Here is a 16,405-nt window from a genome sequence, read left to right on the forward strand (position 1 = left end):
AGAATGCAGATTTTTAATTAGCCTGTCCAGCCATTTTTTTGTCCAGGCTCCGACTAATCAATCTGGCCAGAAGACTGAATCCGAAGACCATCAGTATCAGCACGGCGGCCGAAAGGTTGGCAACTTCTGTTGAATTGGCATACAGACTTCCCTCTGTGCGCATGGCCCAGATGTGGAGGGCAAGCGTTTCTCCCGGACGAAATGGATTCAAGGGGCAGGTCGGTGATAAAAGGTTCCAGTTAGACCAGTTAATATTGACACTCTGCCCCGCCGTATATAGGAGAGCCGCCGCCTCGCCGAAACCTCTGCCCGCAGCCAGAATGATACCGGTGATCACCCGGGGAAAACAGGCTGGGAGCAAAACGCCCACAATGGTCTGCCATTGGGTGGCACCCAGGCTCATGCTGCCCTCCTTATAGCTGTGGGGCAGAGCGCGCAGAGCGTCCTCCGTCGTGGTTGCGATCAGGGGGAGGCTTAGGATAGAAACCGCCTGAGCCCCCGCCAACAGGTTCCACTTCGCTCCTGTCATCAAAATAAACACAAGATACCCGAACAGCCCCACCACGATAGAGGGCAGGGACGACAGCGCTTCAATTGAAACCCGCAGAGCCCGGGTTGTTCTTCCGGGGCGGGCATACTCCGCCATATAGATGCCGGCGGCGATTCCGATGGGGACGCTGATCAGCAGAGAGAGGAAAACCAAATAGACGGTATCAAAAAACTGATTTCCGATCCCATTTCTATTGAAAGCCAGCAGTCCCGGCTGAAAGTCGGAAAAACCATTGATTAGAATGTATCCGGCCAGCACCAAAAGCAACAGCAGAAAAAAGCCGCCCACACAGTAAAAGATGCCGGTCATGATGCGGTCCGTTTGCCGGGCTCGCAGAGAATGTGAAGTATTCATTCGACCATACCTTCCTTCTTTTTGCCGACCCCATGAATCACCACGATGAACAGGATGGAAATCAGGAACAGCAGAAGCGCCATACTCCACAGAGCCAGATTTTGTTCACCGCCGTCGGCCGAGTTGCCCATGTCGGCGGCGATTGCCGCAGTCAGGTTGTTCGTGGGATATAGTAGGCCCGCGGGAAAAGCTCTGGTTTTTCCGATGACCATGGCCACAGCCAGAGCTTCGCCGAACGCCCGGGACAAGCCCAGCACGATTCCCGTGATAATCCCCGGCGCGGCAGCGGGAACGACCACGTTGTAAATTGTCTGCCAGCGGGTGGAGCCCAGTCCGTAAGCCGCCTCGCGGTACATCACGGGTACGCTGCGGATAGAATCCGCGGCAACCGTTGTAATGGTCGGGAAAATCATGACGGACAGCACAATGGCTGCCGCCAGTACGGAGTACCCGCCCATAGGGGCGTGAAAGGTGTCCCGGATAAAAGGGACCAGGACGGTCAGGCCCACCCAGCCGTAGACAACGGAAGGGATTCCCACGAAGATTTCCACTGCCGGCTGAATCAGACGCGCTCCCAACTTCGGAGAGATTTCCGTGATGAAGATCGCCGCCGCCAGGCTGAACGGAGCGGCGATAAGGAGCGCCAGCCCGCAGGTCAGCAGAGATCCACAGATATAAATGGCCGCACCCACGCCGCCGCCGCTTTTCGTCCCGCTGTCCATGGGAGACCAATCCGAGGAAAAGAGGAACTCAAGCACGCTGTGACCGTATCGGGCGAAGGTTCCGGTTCCCTTGAAGATCAAAAAGGCACCGATCGAAACGGTCAGGGCAATTACAAAGAGGCCGCAGATTGTGACAATGCTGCGGCCCAAATATTTCTGAAAAAAAAGCTGTCTTCCGGGATTGATTTTTTTTGCTGCCCCAAAAGGCCTTGAATCAGACATCGCGTTCACGCCTCCTGTTATACGGAGAGGCCGGGCAGAAATAACCGCTCTGCCCGGCCCGCTCTCCATTGTGATTTTCGGAATTTATTTGTTGTGAGAGCTGACTGCCTGTGTGCCCATTTTTGAGGAAGCGCCGTAGCCCATGCTCTCAATACTGGGAGCGAACTCGTCGCTCATCATGTACTTGATGAAGGCCTGAGCGACTTCGGAACCATCGCCCTTGGTATACATATGCTCATAGCCCCAGACAGGATAAGTGCCGCTGTAGGTGTTTTCAAGAGTGGGAGCCACGCCATCGATGGACACGGTCTGCACGTCGGCATTGTTTACCAGATAGGACAGGGCTACATAGCCGATTGCGCCCTTATTGCTCTCAACAGTCTGCAGCAAGGTGCCGGAGTCGTCGGTTTCCAGGGACTGATTGGAGGCTTCCTCTGCGCCGTCCAAAGCCCAGGTTTTAAATAGGGCGCGGGTGCCGGAGGAGGTGGGACGGGTCACCAGCAGAATGGCCAGATCGGGGCCGCCCACATCCTTCCAGTTGGTGGTCTTGGCCGAGAAGATGTCAATCAGCTGCTGCTTTGTCAGATTGGCGACGCCCAAATCCTTATTGACAATGGGAGCCATGGTGATGGTGCAAACCTCGTGGTCCACCAGGCCTGACGCTGCGGAGGCATCCAGCTTTTCCTCCGCGAACACGTCGGAGTTGCCGATATCGACGGAACCTTCGGACACATTTTTCAAACCCGTACCGGAGCCGCCGCCGTTCACCGTGACGGAGCAGTCCGGATTGGCGGAGTTAAACGCATCCGCGGCCGCCTGGGCCAGAGGCTGCAGCGCAGAAGAACCGGAGGCAGTCACAGTCCCCGAAACAGAGCTGGCCTGTTCAGTGGGCGCGGACGCAGGAGCGGAATCCGCCTCAGAAGCGGGGGCCGGGGTAGTCGTTCCACCGCTGCCGCAGCCGGCCAGCAGTGCCATAACCATTGCCGCAGACAGTAAAAGGTTAAAAATTTTTTTCATGTAACCATTTCTCCTTTAATTATTACAGCTTGCTTTCTCTGAGAACTATTTCATATTAAGCCTATAATTGTAAAAGTGACGACCACGATACCGTTATAAATTTGTAAAAGTTGTGCGGCCGCGCGGAATCAAGCAGCCAATTGCCGGGGTGCGATACAATTGGCCGGTTCTGCGCTTTTCATTTATGGAGTACGGTTTTCAGGCAAATCATAATTTGACAAGTATTTATAAGATCCCGCTATTGAAAAACTCCAAAAAGCAGTTGCATCTATATCCTTCCGAATTTTCTTTTCTCGCGGTACGGGCTCGAAATTTCCCGTGGACTAACTAGGCATAAAAAAAATTCATTGACATATTTTGCGTAATGTGGTATTTTGCAAACGTAACACAAACGCGCTTTCTTAATTCGGCGCGATTTAAACCGCTGAAAATTAAATAATTTCGAATGACTAGCTCGGGAGAGTACGTGTTTTATCACGACACCGAAGGGGTATGCGAAAACTCTCAGGTAAAAGGGCCGAGCTACGACGATACTTCGAAGAGTACAGCGTTTCGCTGTACGCCGACGGGGCAACCCACATCTGCGATGTGGGGAATCTCTCAGGCTAATGACGAAGGCACAAAGTTTTCAAAAGAGGGGACTTTGTGCCTTTTTTTATGCGATTTTGTGTGTTTGTATAGGCTTGATGCAAAATAAAAGGAGGAAAAACATGAGCGATCTCAAACGTACACAACTTTACGATCTTCACGTGCTATACGGCGCCTCTATGGTGGATTTCGGTGGATGGGAGATGCCAATTCAATATCCGGCCGGCATCGTGGCCGAGCACCTCTATACGCGCCATGCCTGCAGTCTGTTCGATGTATCCCACATGGGGCGCCTGCTCATCGAGGGGGCGGAGCGGGTTCAGTTTTTACAGCATGTGCTGACCAGCAATGTGATGGCGCTGGATATAAATCAAGCGCAGTACTGCATCATTCCTGATGAAAACGGCTGTGCCATAGACGATGCATATCTGTATCGCTTTGAGGAAGATCGGTTTTTGCTGGTGGTCAACGCCGCCAACACAGAGAAGGATCTCGCGCATCTGACAAAGATCGTGAGTGGCTATGACTGCACCATTACGGATATTACAAAAGACTATGCTTCCATTGCCGTGCAGGGCCCCAAGAGCCGAGAGATTCTTGCAGTGCTCTCCGGCGGCGAGGCGGTCACTGAGCCAATGAAAAATGCTCTGAACACCTTGCAGATGGAAGGGCGGACGGTACGGGTGGCCAAAACCGGCTATACCGGAGAGCCGCTGGGCTATGAAGTATTCGTTGCCAGCGAAAATGCGCAGTGGCTGTGGAACCGTCTGATTGAGCTGGGAGCAAGGCCCGCAGGTTTGGGCGCCCGTGACACGCTCCGTCTGGAAGCGGGTCTGCCGCTGTACGGCCATGAAATGGGCGTTGATCCCGATGGCGTCCCGATGCCGATCTTTGCGGTATCTCTGGCCAGATTTGCCGTCAGCTTTTCTGAGCAGAAGGGCAGTTATATCGGACGTGAGCCGCTGGAGCGGCAATATGCGGCTTTTAAGAAGATCATGAGCCGGGATTTCAGCGATTTGAGTGTTCTGCCCCGCCGCATTCAGCCCATCACCCTTGTCGACCGCGGCGTCATGCGCGGCGGGATGCCGATTTACCGCGGCGACAAGATGATTGGATGGGTTACCAGTGGAACCATGGTCCCTTACTACCGTCACGAGGGCGAGGGCCTGGCCACCAAAATTCTCGATGATACGGCAAAACGCGCCATCGGCCTTGCCTATCTTGCCAGCGACGTGCTGGAAGATGATGTGGTAGAGGTGGATATTCGCGGCAAGCGGCTGAAGGCCGTCATTCCGCCTTATCATATGAGGGTGGATGCACCTCCTTTTGCGCGCCCCATCCTGTATAAACCGGCAGAGCAGGAAGCTGATGCCGATACCGGAAGCCGGGCGGCAAAGGCGCTGGATTTGATCCAGATGGCCTCCGAAAATCATCAGTGGAGACAAACGTGCTGCATCAACCTGATTCCCTCGGAAAATAGTGCCAGTCGCGCCGTGCAGCTGCTGTGCGCCTCCGACCCGGCCTTCCGCTATGCAGAGCACAAGAAGATCAAATCCTTCTACGATCAGGAAGTCTTTTATTATCAGGGCACCCGTTTTATAGACCGGGTGGAACAGATGCTGGTGGAGCAGATGAAGCAGTATTTAGGCTGCTGCGAAGTGGAGACGCGCGTCATCAGCGGGCAGATGTCCAACATGGCGGTTTTCTCCTCGCTGATGGATTGGAAAAACCGTCTGGACCGCAAGCACACACCTAAGCGGCTGGGCTACGTGCTCAATAACCACATCATTAAGGGCGGCCACCTCTCCGCGCAGCCCATGGGCGCGCTGCACGACTATATCGCCGTGGACCCTGTCACAGAGCGGTCTGCCGTGGTGAACTTCCCGGTCTGCAAGGATAATATCTATAAAATTGACGTGGAGGAAACCAAAAAGGTTCTGGAAAAATATCGGCCTGAGCTCATTATTTTCGGCAAAAGCATGGTGCTGCACCGTGAGCCCGTGGCCGCCATCCGGCAATTTGTGGATGAGCAGAACATCCCCACCACCATTATGTACGATATGGCGCATGTCCTGGGTCTTGTGGGCGACCACTTCCAGAAGCCCTTCGAGGAGGGCGCGAACATCGTGACCGGCTCCACGCACAAGACGTTCTTTGGCCCCCAGCGCGGAGTCATTGGGGTCAATTATAAAAAGTCCGATCTCGAATACGGCCTGTGGGAGACCATTGAGACCCGCGCCTTCCCCGGCAGCGTGTCCAATCATCATCTGGGAACGCAGCTGGGGCTGCTGATGGCCGCATATGAGATGAATACCTTTAAGGACGAATATCAGAAGGCCGTTGTGGACAATGCCAAGCACTTTGCCAAATGCCTGAAGGCGCAGGGCCTTGATGTTGCCGGTGATCCCGCCAATGATTACACGGAAACCCATCAGGTCATCGTTTCCGTCGGCTACGGTGCCGGCCCCGAGGTGGCCGACCGTCTGGAACAGAACAACATCATTGTCAACTATCAGGCAACGCCGGATGAGGAGGGCTTCACTGCCTCCGGCGCACTGCGGATGGGAGTCAGTGAAATGACTCGCTTTGGCTTTGGTAAAGAGGACTTTGGCAAACTGGCCGAGCTGATGGCGGATTGCATCCTGCGTGCCAAAGATGTCAGCGGTGACGTGGAGAAGCTGCGCGCCGGACACACCACCATGCGTTACTGCTTCAATGATGAAAAAATGCAGGATGCACTGGAGGGATTCCTGGGCCAAATGGGTCTGTAACTCTGTAAATCCGGCAGGAAGCCGACGGAACACAAGTACGGAAATCAATTTTATATGGAGGTACCCTTATGAATTATCCTGCTGATTTGAAGTATTCCAAGTCCCACGAGTGGGTAAAGATGGACGGCGATGTGGCTGTCATCGGCATTTCCGACTTTGCACAGGATTCTCTGGGCGATGTGGTCTTCATCAATCTGCCTCAGGAGGGCGATGTAGTCTCAGCCGGCGAGGCCTTTGGTGATGTGGAGTCTGTCAAGGCGGTTTCCGATCTGCTCTGCCCTGTCAGCGGCACAGTTTGCGAGGTAAACGAGGAGTTGTTGGATGCGCCGGAAAAGCTGAATAGTGATCCCTATGGCGCCTGGATTATCAAGGTCGAGGGCATTACCGGTCAGGAGGAACTGTTGGACGCCGCAGAATATGAGGCCGTCTGCGCCGTCGCGGAGGATTGAGAATGGGAAGCTATGTGCCCTCCACCCGGGAGGAGCGGCAGGGGATGCTGGAGGCCATTGGGCTGAAAGAATACAGTGATCTTTACCGCGATGTGCCCCGGGATATGCTTCTGGATCACCCGCTGGAGATTCCGTCCGGCATGAGCGAGTTGGAAGTTAGCAGAGCCATGCGCGCCATAGCAGCCAAGAACCATGTGTTTGCTACCGTGCTGCGCGGCGCCGGCGCCTATGACCACTATATCCCCAGTATTGTCAAGAGCATTCCCGCCAAGGAGGAATTTCTCACTGCGTACACGCCGTACCAAGCGGAGATGAGTCAGGGTGTGCTTCAGTCTATTTTTGAGTACCAGACGATGATCTGTGAGCTGACCGGCATGGAGGTTTCCAACGCCTCTGTGTACGACGGAGCCACCGCCGCCGCCGAGGCCGCCGCTATGTGCCGGACCAATAAGCGCCGGGTCACGCTGGTCTCCGCCGCCGCCCATCCCGATACCATCGAAACCATCCGCACCTACTGCTATGGCACCGGTGACGAGCTGCGCATCGTCCCGCAGAAGTCCGGCCGGACAGACACGGTCGCTCTGCGGGAAATGCTGACGGATGATGTGGCGTCGTTTTATCTCCAGCAGCCCAATTTCTTCGGGCAGCTGGAGGATGCCGAGGCCATCGGTCAGATCGTGCATGAAAATGGTGCCATGTATGTCATGGGCTGCAACCCCATTGCCCTGGCCATTATGAAAACACCCCGCGACTGCGGGGCCGATGTGGCTGTCGGCGAAGGGCAGCCTCTGGGAATGCCGCTGAGCTACGGCGGCCCCTATCTGGGCTTTATGGCGACCACGGCCAAATACATGCGAAAGCTGCCGGGACGTATTGTGGGCGAGACGGTGGACAGTCGAGGCGAGCGGGCGTATGTCCTGTCCCTTCAGGCGAGAGAACAGCACATCCGCCGGGAAAAAGCCAGCAGCAACATCTGCTCCAACGAAGCGCTGTGTGCAATGACCGCCGCGGTCTACATGGCGGCCATGGGGCCTCGCGGCATGGCGGAGGCGGCTCGTCAGTCCATGGCCAAGGCCCACTATCTGGCGTCCCAGCTGTGTAAAATACCGGGCGTTTCCCTGCGTTATAACGGCGCATACTTCCACGAGTTCGTGACAGAGATGCCCCGGGTTCAGGAAGTACTGCAATCGCTGGAACAGGCGGATATTCTGGGCGGTTTGACTGTGGACGGCGCTATTTTGTGGTGCGCCACGGAAAAAGTGGAAAAAGCCGCGCTGGACAAGACTGCCGCCATCGTAAAGGAGGTGTTGGAGCGTTGAAACTGATTTTTGAAAAGAGTGTCTCCGGCCGCGGCTGCACACTGCTGCCGCCCTGCGATGTTGATTCGGTGTCTCTTCCTGATACACTGCGGCGCAACACGCCGCCCGCTCTGCCCGAGGTAAGCGAAACGGAGCTTTCACGCCACTATTCCGAGCTCTGCCACAAGGTCCACGGAGTCAACTGCGGTTTCTATCCGCTGGGCTCCTGCACCATGAAATACAATCCCCGGATCGATGAAGAAATGGCAGCCCTGCCCGGGTTTACCAATGTGCACCCGCTGGCGCCGTCCCATACGGTGGCTGGCTGCCAAGAGGTGCTGGATACCGCGAAAAACTATCTGTGCGAGATCTCCGGCATGGCGGATATGACCTTCCAGCCCGCCGCCGGTGCGCACGGCGAATTTACAGGTGTCATGCTGATCAAGCAGTATCATAAGGCCCGCGGCGACGCGAAGCGCACGAAAATCATCATTCCCGACTCCGCGCACGGTACGAATCCCGCCACTGCGTCCATGTGTGGGTTTGAGGTCGTCAATATTGCCTCTGCGCCGGATGGCTGTGTCGATCTGGAGGCGCTGAAGGCCGCCCTGGGTGAAGATACCGCCGGACTGATGCTGACCAACCCTAACACGGTGGGCATCTTCGATGAACATATTCTGGACATCACCCGCCTTGTCCACGAAGCCGGAGGTCTGTGTTATTATGACGGAGCGAATCTGAATGCGATCATGGGCGTGGTTCGGCCCGGCGATATGGGATTTGACTGCATCCATATGAATCTGCATAAAACGTTCGCCACGCCTCACGGCGGCGGCGGACCCGGGGCCGGCGCTGTGGGCTGCAAAGAATTTCTGGCGCAGTATCTGCCCAAGTCCGCTCTGATGGATGGCGGAGACCACATTCAGGTCCGCAGCTTTGCCGGGAATTTCCTGGTGGTGGTGAGGGCACTGACGTACCTGATGACGCTGGGTTGGGAGGGAATTCCGGAAGCTGCGCAGAACGCCGTGCTGAATGCCAATTACCTTATGCGGCGGATCAAGGGAACCTTTACCCCCGCCTTTGACCGCATCTGTATGCATGAGTTTGTGCTGGATCTATCGGAGTTTAAAAAGCACACCGGCGTATCCGCGCTGGATGTGGCCAAATCCCTGATCGACTATGGGATGCATCCACCCACGATGTATTTCCCGATGATCGTCCATGAGGCGTTGATGCTGGAGCCTACCGAGACTGAGAGCCGGGAGACGCTGGACTGGGCCGCAGAGGTGTTCTGTAAGCTGTATACACTGGCGCATGAGGACCCGGAGTTTATGCACAATGCGCCCCATAACGCACAGATCGGGCGTCCGGATGAAGTTCGGGCGGCCAGAAATCCCGTGCTGCGATGGGAACGGGCATAGTTTCCTGTCTCTCCATGGAGGAATTTTTCAAATGTGCGGATAGGATCTAAGAGTGCGCTGCTGCAACAGGAGGGCGGGCATCTTGCCCGACTTCCTGTGCGGCGGCGTTTTTTTTGAAGGGACGGGCTTTGCCGGATGCCGGCAGAACAGGAGATTAAAAATGAATAACTACCAACTACTTGTGATCGGTGCCGGACCGGGCGGCTATGCGGCCGCGCTCCGGGCGGCCAAACTGGGACTGCGCACGGCGGTCGTGGAAAACCGCGAGGCAGGCGGCACCTGTCTCAACCGCGGCTGCGTCCCCACGAAGACGCTGCTGCATTCGTCCCGAATCTATCAGGATATCTGCTCCGGTAGCCACGCCGGCATCACCGCGGATTCCGTACAGATCGATATGGGCGCGATTTTTGCCCACAAACGACAGGTCTCTGAAAAGCTGTCCGGCGGGATTCTGTCGCTGTTTAAAAGTGCAAAAGTCGATTTTATCAGCGGTACCGGGACCATCGTGGACGCCAATACGGTTCGCGTGCACAGCGCCGAGGGAGAGCAAATCTACACCGCGGACGATATTCTAATCGCAACTGGCTCTGTGCCTGCCCGTCCGCCGATTCCAGGTCTCGATCTGCCCGGCGTTATGACCTCCGACGAGCTTTTGAATGGCTGTGACCACCTGTATCGCTCCATCGTAATCATCGGCGGCGGTGTGATCGGCGTAGAATTTGCAACCTTCTATAATGATTTGGGCTGTGAGGTGACGATCATTGAGGGGTTGGACCGGCTGTTGCCCACCATGGATCGGGAGCTTGGGCAAAATCTGACTCTGATTCTGAAAAAGCGCGGCGTCAAAATCAGTACCGGCGCACTTGTGCAGAGTGTGGAGCAAACCGGCCATGGTCTGACTGTCCGCTACTCCGCAAAAGAAATGCCGGGTCAGGCGGAGGGCGAAGCGGTGCTGTGCGCCATCGGCAGGAAGCCCTGTCTGGACGGGGTATTTGGCGAAGGACTCCAGCCGGAGATGAACGGCCGGAGCATCCGCGTGGATTCCAACTTTCAAACTTCCATTTCCCATGTCTACGCCATTGGCGATGTGTCGTCCCGGATACAGCTGGCCCATGTGGCCTCTGCACAGGGGACAGCCGTCGTGGACCTGCTGTGCGGGAAAGAGAACAGCGTCAATCTGGAGATCGTGCCCAGCTGTATCTACAGCCGTCCGGAAATTGCCGTGGTGGGTATGACGGAGCAGGAGGCAAAGGAGGCGCAAATTCCGGTCAAGTCCGGCAAGTGCATTCTATTTGGCAATGCCAAGACCGTCATTATGGATGGAGACCGCTGCTTTATGAAGCTGATTGCCCGTGCGGACAATCACTGCATTTTGGGCGCTCAGCTGATGTGTGAGCACAGCACCGATATGATTTCTGAGATCGCACAGGCGATGGCCAACCACATGACAGCCGAGCAGCTGGCGCAGGCCATGCGGCCGCACCCCACGTTTGAGGAGGCCATGGCCGAAGCGCTGAATGACCTGATAGAAAAGTTGAATCACTGAACTATTTTGCAGCATCAAGTTGAATCTTGCCTGCAAAACCCGCGTGTTTTGAGAACCTTTTGAGGGCGCCCTAAAAGATCCATGTGCAGATTTTTTATTCTGTCACATGGATCTTTTATTGCGGCTGTGAGACGTTCCAACCGCGCAATTGTTAATTGCCCTTTTCTACCGTCATATCCGGCCTATAACAGTATCTCAAAATGCTGCCATTTATACGTCTGTATCGATGAAGCTGCGTGAAGTCTATTTTTTTGTCAGAAGCGATTGGATCATTTCGTTTAGTTTTGTCTGCGAGATGGCTCCAACGTTTTTATTAACAACATTACCGTTTGCGTCTATAAAAAATGTGGCCGGAAAACCGCGCAGTCCGTACAAGGTGATTGCCTTGCCCTCTGTTTCATAAAATACCGGGAAGGTATAGCCGGACTCCTTTATAAAGGTTTTTCCGCCGCCGCTACTTCTTTCTGATTTTACGGGGTTGAGCATTATAAATTGAACCTGATCGCCATACTTCTTATAGGCCGATTCGAAATAGGGCATTTCGGCCTTGCAGTAGCTGCACCAGGAGGTCCAAAAGTTCAGCACGACCGGGGTGCCCTTGAAGTCCGACAGTTTTACAGTTTTTCCACTTGCATCCTGCATGGTGAAGTCTTGCGCCGCAGTCGCGGCAAAAGCCTGTTTGCTAAAACTCTCCGCAGATGCCTCAGCCATTGTCTGAGAAGCATCGGTCATCGCTCCTGTCGTGGGATCGACTTTGTTCACATACACATTGTAAACCGCCGCTGAAGCAGCAATCACCACCACCAAGGCAATAATGGATACTGCTAAAATTTTTCGATTGTTCATTACTTTTCTCCTTTGTTTAACTGCTGAATATTGTCAGGAATTTTCCGAGCAGACCGGTCATCATCAATACACCAATTACAACAAGCAAAAGTCCGCATACGAAATTTATCACCTTGTAGTTCCTTTTAATAAAACTAAAGGCGCTTTCCAGTTGTTTTATTAAAAGTGCGGAAAGAATGAAAGGGATTCCAAGACCTGCGGAAAAGCAAAGCAGCATAACCGTTCCCTGCACCGCCGAGCCACTGACCGAGGCCATTGCCAGCGCCGAGCCTAAAAAGGCCCCTACGCAGGGCGTCCAGCTGACGGAAAAAATCATTCCAAACAGCATGGCCTTAAAGAAATTCAGATTTCCGGTGTCGCCGCTTTTCATTCCCTTCATGCCGAATATAGGCTTTATGACACCCATGAAACCCAATCCGAATAAGACGACAATCGCGCCTAAAATGATGTTCACAACCGTGGAATAGCTCTGCAAAAAGGCGCCAAGGGTCCCGAAAAACAGGCCAAGGGCCACAAAAACAAGCGTAAAGCCCAACACGAAGGCCAAGGCGTTTATTAAAGTTGTTTTCTCCCTATCTTTGGTTTGTCCGGCAGCAAAATAACTCACGTATATGGGTAGCATGGGCAGCAGACACGGGGATATAAAAGAAATAATGCCCTCTAAAAATGAGAATACATATTGCATGATCTTCCTCACTGACAATTCATGATTTCATCAATATGTCGTATTTATCTCCAATAAAATCTCCATTATACTTGCTTCGTCGTAATTTGTTGAAATGCGTCCATTCCGTGGTGTCGGTCAGCTGCCATGTTGATGCGATGCGCCCAACTTTGAAAAGCAACAAGCATCCAAGGCGAAAAAATGAAATGACCCCGCCCTCCATTATTTGGAGAGCGGGGTTTTCGTATTCTTATTACTCAGACACATGTAAAAGCAGGCAGCCTTTATAGGGAAATCAGTTCATCACCCAAACGAAGAATGCCAGATAACCGGCAAAGGACACCCAAATCAAATACGGGATCTGCAGTATTGCTGCAGCTGGACGAATTGTCCGGAAGGAAGCAATCATGGCAAGGATCAGAAGCCACAAAAGCAGCAGCCAGAAAAAGGAAAGTCCGTACATTTGAAGGTTAAAAAACAAAAAACTCCAAACCAGATTAACAATCAGCTGAATTACATAAATGCGCAGAGCTTTCGTCTTTTTGGGGGATTCGGTCTGATAGATCATGGCTGCACTGATCCCCATCAATACATACAAAATGGTCCAGACAATCGGAAATACAAAGGATGGAGGAGTTAAGGACGATTTCCGAATTGCTGCATACTCCTGCATTGCTCCAGAGGCAATCCATCCAACCAAACTCGCAGCCACAAGATTTATAAGTATAAAGAAAATATATGGCTTAACTGATTTTTTCATGGTAATCCCTCCAAAGATGTTTTGCGGCAGGCCAAATCGTGTCCCACAGTAATTATATAGCACTGCAGCGAAAATATGAGTGGAGAAATGCGAGTATAAGGGTAGAAACGTTCAACCTTCAGTAGAAAAAACGCGAGGAAAAACGCAGAGGACATTGGCGTTCTCTGCGTTTTCCCTCTTAAAATTAATTGAGCTGTCCGACACAGCCTGATTGAATTGATCGCATACCATCACTCTTTTTTTATCCGTATAACCACAGTCGGCGTCAAGCAGGATTAACGCCACGCCAATATTAAATCAAACTGCCATCCCCACCCATAAGCGCAGTCATCTCCTCAATACGCTCCAGCGGAAAAGGGGGAGAACTCAGGGGCTTCATGGCGATGCTCATAAGCTTCATGGGATTGTCGTCCGCCGCCACGCGGTTGGACGACAGCTCTCCGCACCGGCGGCAGCGGTGGATGATCGCCCACTCGCCATCCTTGCGCACCCAGACAGACACGGGTTCCATGATCCCACCGCAGTCGGAGGCCCGGTCGCCGGGCTCTGTATCCACATGCAGGCTTGCAAGGCAATTGGGACAATGGTTGCGATGTTCGCTTCCGGCCCCGGCGGGGACGACAAGTCTCCCACAAACTTTACAGGTAAAGCTGTCGGTACAGGCATGCGTTTTATAATAATTTTTTTCGTATTGCTTCCGCTTGTTTTCGCGGTTCATATTTTTGATCCTCCTAAAAGTAAATGAGTTCCTTTTGGGAGGAATGCGGAGATTACCTGTCGCAAACCTCCCGGCTTGCCACACTCTCCAGTGATTTCATGTTTTTCATAAAGGTTCCTTTCAGTTCAAAATAGAAAATGCTTCAAAAAGCTTGTTCAGGATTTCTCTAGTGATTTCAAATTGCTCCGGGGATAAGCGCGCAAGGCGCGCCGCCAATGCTTGTACGTCATTTTCTTTTATATCTCTCTCGAAAAGAATCTCATCGCCGGAAATAGACAACACCTGACAGATTCGTTGTATAGAGGACAGAGACACGCCTACCGTTCCTCGCTCCAATGCAGACACACTTTTTGTACCCATTCCAATGAGTTCAGAAAACCGCTCCTGCGTTAATCCGGCATTTTCTCTCGCACTTTTAATGCGCGCACCAACTTCAACATTCAATTGCTTTTTCTGTTTCAAGCCCAGCACCGCCTTACAATGGTAGTTTATGTAATGGTATCGTTAAGTGTAACACATTGCTAAAGTTATTATTTATCGCATTGTTAATGCGACTTAAGAAAAAATAGTGGTTTTAAACCGCTTCCTGTCTCAGCTCATCGGGATTAGCGGCCTTTTTTAACCGTCTCTCCGCCGTCCCCATTTTTAAATGCTTCCCGTAGCTTGGTCAGCGCCTTTGTCTCCAGGCGCGATACATAACTCCGGGAAATTTTAAAAGACACTGCCACCTCCCTCTGCGTCAGGGGGACTGTTCCACCCAAACCGTATCGCAGGCGAATAATCTCCGCCTCCCGCGGGGTCAGCGTCTCCGACACAAGCCGGCGCAGGCGCAGAGCGTCGTCACGATCCTGAATGTCCTCCAGCATCGTGTCGTTGACCCCCACCACGTCCATGAGCTGCAGGGCATTGCCTTCCTTGTCCGTATCAATTGAATCCGCCAGTGACACATCGCCCTGGAGCTTTTTTTGACTGCGGAAATACATCAGAATCTCATTTTCAATACACCGCGCCGCGTATGTGGCAAGCCTTGCGCCCTTGGACGCGTCAAACGTCGAAACGCCTTTGATAAGACCAATCGTACCGATAGAGAGCAGATCCTCCTGATTGCTCTGGGCGCAGTAGTACTTTTTTACCACATGCGCCACCAGCCGCAGATTCCGTTCGATCAGCGCGTCCCGCGCTTTCATGTCCCCCTCAGCCATACGGCGGAGATATTCCCGTTCCTCCTCCGCCGACAGGGGCTTTGGAAACGAACCGCCTCCGTTGAGGCGCAATGAAAAAAGCAACGTGTTTGCAAACAGCAGCAGAGCCGCAGTCAGCATAAGGCCCTCCCTCTCCGCAGCGCGCAGCGCTGCGCGCAGCATCTGCCGCTTTCACGGCGAGCGGCCCGCCGATTCCAAGGGCACGCAGCTGCGCGTCCTCCCCGCTATCTTATGCGCGGGAGACAGCCTCCTATGAGCACAAATTGTCGCCGGGCGGAATTGCATTCCACCCGGCGGCTCTGCTTTCTTAGCGTTTTCTTCTCTTATTTGCGGCAGTAAATTTCGATGGCGGCCGCCATGAATGCCGCGGTGCCTACACCGTTTTTGTCGATGTTGTCCGTGAACCGCTTATCGTCCACGTACATGGCCCCCAGACCACCCAAAATTTCATCTGTGCAGTGATAAAAATTATTTGTAATATAATCCTTCCACTGGCAAACCAGCTCCTGCACAGCAGCACCTTCCGGTGCTTCGCTCCGGCGCGCCGCAAATGCCTGCATAAGCGCAGTACCCTCATCGTTGACGGCGTTCCACTTGTCAGCGCTGTATTCCGCTGTCTTTTTCTGCTCCTCTTGATAAGCCGCGGTACCGCCCCATCGCTCTCGGACCTCCGCCGCGTACCTCTCCTTCATATATTCAATTTCCGTTTTGTCAAATTCGCGAAAGCTCATGTCACTTTTTCCTTTCAAAGTTCTATCTACCAAACCGATCAGACCTTCCAGGCGTTCCTTCTTTTTCAAAAGCATTTCCCGGTGTTTCTCCAGTGCCTCCCGTCGATCATAATCCGGTCTTCCCGTAATCTCCCGAATCTCCTGAAGTGAAAAATCCAGTTCCCTGAAAAACAGGATCTGCTGCAACGCTATCAGCGCCTCCCGATCGTAGAGTCGATAGCCCGCCTCGGTAACCCGGCTGGGTTTCAGCAGACCGATTTGGTCATAATAATGCAGCGTCCGCACAGTGACCCCTGTGCGCTTTGCCACTTCGTTGATCTTCATAGATAAGTCCTCCCTTCCCCTGTTCTGCGGGCCACAAAATAAACATACTTTATTACGTTACGTCAGAGTCAATAGAAATTTAAACTTTTTTAATGCCTGTTCTTATAATGCCCAGTGCTGTGACTGTCAGCAGAACAGTCACAGCACTCTTATCCTGTCTTTTCCAGTGCTTAATAGCCTCTGGAAAAAGCCGGCAGAGCCTTACAGGCTCTGCCGGCTTTC

15 protein-coding genes and 2 riboswitches are annotated in these 16,405 nt (G+C 53.3%); of the genes, 5 read left to right on the forward strand and 10 right to left on the reverse strand.

The window, feature by feature from the left end:
* Positions 1-13: 13 nt before the first annotated feature.
* The 3 genes from pstA to ABWQ15_RS10250 form a co-directional block, all read right to left on the reverse strand.
* Positions 14-904: a phosphate ABC transporter permease PstA gene (gene pstA / locus ABWQ15_RS10240; RefSeq protein WP_353908673.1), complete on the reverse strand. Its 891-nt coding sequence runs from the start codon at positions 902-904 to the stop codon at positions 14-16.
* Positions 901-1,848, reverse strand: a complete 948-nt coding sequence (gene pstC / locus ABWQ15_RS10245; RefSeq protein ID WP_353908674.1) for a phosphate ABC transporter permease subunit PstC — start codon at positions 1,846-1,848, stop codon at positions 901-903. The genes pstA and pstC overlap by 4 nt, the downstream gene beginning before the upstream one ends.
* 84 nt (positions 1,849-1,932) lie before the next feature.
* Positions 1,933-2,865, reverse strand: a complete 933-nt coding sequence (locus tag ABWQ15_RS10250; protein WP_353908675.1) for a phosphate ABC transporter substrate-binding protein — start codon at positions 2,863-2,865, stop codon at positions 1,933-1,935.
* A 445-nt stretch (positions 2,866-3,310) separates the two neighbouring features.
* Positions 3,311-3,395, forward strand: a riboswitch (glycine riboswitch).
* Positions 3,396-3,398: 3 nt separating this feature from the next.
* Positions 3,399-3,482: riboswitch (glycine riboswitch) on the forward strand.
* A gap of 93 nt (positions 3,483-3,575) precedes the next feature.
* Between ABWQ15_RS10250 and gcvT the strand changes: the two genes are divergently transcribed.
* From gcvT to lpdA, 5 genes are all read left to right on the forward strand, one after another.
* Entirely contained in the window at positions 3,576-6,224 is a 2,649-nt protein-coding gene (gene gcvT / locus ABWQ15_RS10255) for a glycine cleavage system aminomethyltransferase GcvT (RefSeq protein WP_353908676.1), read from the forward strand.
* A gap of 68 nt (positions 6,225-6,292) precedes the next feature.
* On the forward strand, positions 6,293-6,673 hold the full coding sequence (gene gcvH, locus ABWQ15_RS10260; RefSeq protein WP_353908677.1) for a glycine cleavage system protein GcvH: 381 nt from the start codon (positions 6,293-6,295) through the stop codon (positions 6,671-6,673).
* A 2-nt stretch (positions 6,674-6,675) separates the two neighbouring features.
* Positions 6,676-7,992, forward strand: a complete 1,317-nt coding sequence (gene gcvPA / locus ABWQ15_RS10265; protein ID WP_353908678.1) for an aminomethyl-transferring glycine dehydrogenase subunit GcvPA — start codon at positions 6,676-6,678, stop codon at positions 7,990-7,992.
* Positions 7,989-9,392 carry an aminomethyl-transferring glycine dehydrogenase subunit GcvPB gene (gcvPB, locus tag ABWQ15_RS10270; protein WP_353908679.1) on the forward strand — a complete coding sequence of 468 codons (1,404 nt, stop codon included), beginning with the start codon at positions 7,989-7,991 and terminating at the stop codon, positions 9,390-9,392. Before gcvPA ends, gcvPB begins: the two co-directional genes overlap by 4 nt.
* Before the next feature lie 160 nt (positions 9,393-9,552).
* Positions 9,553-10,938, forward strand: coding sequence for a dihydrolipoyl dehydrogenase (lpdA, locus tag ABWQ15_RS10275; RefSeq protein WP_353908680.1), 1,386 nt, complete (start codon positions 9,553-9,555; stop codon positions 10,936-10,938).
* Positions 10,939-11,181: 243 nt separating this feature from the next.
* Here the strand turns inward: lpdA and ABWQ15_RS10280 are convergent, their stop codons facing one another.
* The 7 genes from ABWQ15_RS10280 to ABWQ15_RS10310 all read right to left on the reverse strand — a co-directional run bounded on the left by ABWQ15_RS10280 (position 11,182) and on the right by ABWQ15_RS10310 (position 16,183).
* Entirely contained in the window at positions 11,182-11,784 is a 603-nt protein-coding gene (locus ABWQ15_RS10280; RefSeq protein ID WP_353908681.1) for a TlpA family protein disulfide reductase, read from the reverse strand.
* A gap of 16 nt (positions 11,785-11,800) precedes the next feature.
* Positions 11,801-12,469, reverse strand: a complete 669-nt coding sequence (locus ABWQ15_RS10285) for a cytochrome c biogenesis CcdA family protein (RefSeq protein WP_353908682.1) — start codon at positions 12,467-12,469, stop codon at positions 11,801-11,803.
* Between the two features lie 274 nt (positions 12,470-12,743).
* Positions 12,744-13,208 (reverse strand): TspO/MBR family protein, encoded by a 465-nt coding sequence (locus ABWQ15_RS10290; RefSeq protein WP_353908683.1) that lies wholly within the window; start codon positions 13,206-13,208, stop codon positions 12,744-12,746.
* A gap of 292 nt (positions 13,209-13,500) precedes the next feature.
* Positions 13,501-13,926 (reverse strand): RNHCP domain-containing protein, encoded by a 426-nt coding sequence (locus ABWQ15_RS10295; protein ID WP_353908684.1) that lies wholly within the window; start codon positions 13,924-13,926, stop codon positions 13,501-13,503.
* Between the two features lie 120 nt (positions 13,927-14,046).
* A complete protein-coding gene (locus ABWQ15_RS10300; protein WP_353908685.1) occupies positions 14,047-14,388 on the reverse strand; it encodes a helix-turn-helix domain-containing protein in 342 nt (113 codons plus the stop codon).
* 143 nt (positions 14,389-14,531) lie between these two features.
* A complete protein-coding gene (sigK, locus tag ABWQ15_RS10305) occupies positions 14,532-15,248 on the reverse strand; it encodes an RNA polymerase sporulation sigma factor SigK (protein ID WP_353908686.1) in 717 nt (238 codons plus the stop codon).
* A 203-nt stretch (positions 15,249-15,451) separates the two neighbouring features.
* Positions 15,452-16,183, reverse strand: coding sequence for a MerR family transcriptional regulator (locus ABWQ15_RS10310; protein ID WP_353908687.1), 732 nt, complete (start codon positions 16,181-16,183; stop codon positions 15,452-15,454).
* Positions 16,184-16,405 lie beyond the last annotated feature (222 nt).

It is taken from the genome of Oscillibacter sp. (assembly GCF_040505565.1).
Taxonomy (GTDB): Bacteria; Bacillota; Clostridia; order Oscillospirales; family Oscillospiraceae; genus Oscillibacter.

What these genes read in the sequence shown, in the direction of transcription:
- gcvT (WP_353908676.1), top strand. Translation starts at nt 3,576, where the DNA reads ATGAGCGATCTCAAACGTACACAACTTTACGATCTTCACGTGCTATAC.
- ABWQ15_RS10285 (WP_353908682.1), bottom strand. Translation starts at nt 12,469, where the DNA reads ATGCAATATGTATTCTCATTTTTAGAGGGCATTATTTCTTTTATATCC.
- ABWQ15_RS10310 (WP_353908687.1), bottom strand. Translation starts at nt 16,183, where the DNA reads ATGAAGATCAACGAAGTGGCAAAGCGCACAGGGGTCACTGTGCGGACG.
- ABWQ15_RS10250 (WP_353908675.1), bottom strand. Translation starts at nt 2,865, where the DNA reads ATGAAAAAAATTTTTAACCTTTTACTGTCTGCGGCAATGGTTATGGCA.
- ABWQ15_RS10290 (WP_353908683.1), bottom strand. Translation starts at nt 13,208, where the DNA reads ATGAAAAAATCAGTTAAGCCATATATTTTCTTTATACTTATAAATCTT.
- lpdA (WP_353908680.1), top strand. Translation starts at nt 9,553, where the DNA reads ATGAATAACTACCAACTACTTGTGATCGGTGCCGGACCGGGCGGCTAT.
- pstC (WP_353908674.1), bottom strand. Translation starts at nt 1,848, where the DNA reads ATGTCTGATTCAAGGCCTTTTGGGGCAGCAAAAAAAATCAATCCCGGA.
- ABWQ15_RS10295 (WP_353908684.1), bottom strand. Translation starts at nt 13,926, where the DNA reads ATGAACCGCGAAAACAAGCGGAAGCAATACGAAAAAAATTATTATAAA.
- gcvPA (WP_353908678.1), top strand. Translation starts at nt 6,676, where the DNA reads ATGGGAAGCTATGTGCCCTCCACCCGGGAGGAGCGGCAGGGGATGCTG.
- ABWQ15_RS10280 (WP_353908681.1), bottom strand. Translation starts at nt 11,784, where the DNA reads ATGAACAATCGAAAAATTTTAGCAGTATCCATTATTGCCTTGGTGGTG.
- sigK (WP_353908686.1), bottom strand. Translation starts at nt 15,248, where the DNA reads ATGCTGACTGCGGCTCTGCTGCTGTTTGCAAACACGTTGCTTTTTTCA.
- gcvH (WP_353908677.1), top strand. Translation starts at nt 6,293, where the DNA reads ATGAATTATCCTGCTGATTTGAAGTATTCCAAGTCCCACGAGTGGGTA.
- pstA (WP_353908673.1), bottom strand. Translation starts at nt 904, where the DNA reads ATGAATACTTCACATTCTCTGCGAGCCCGGCAAACGGACCGCATCATG.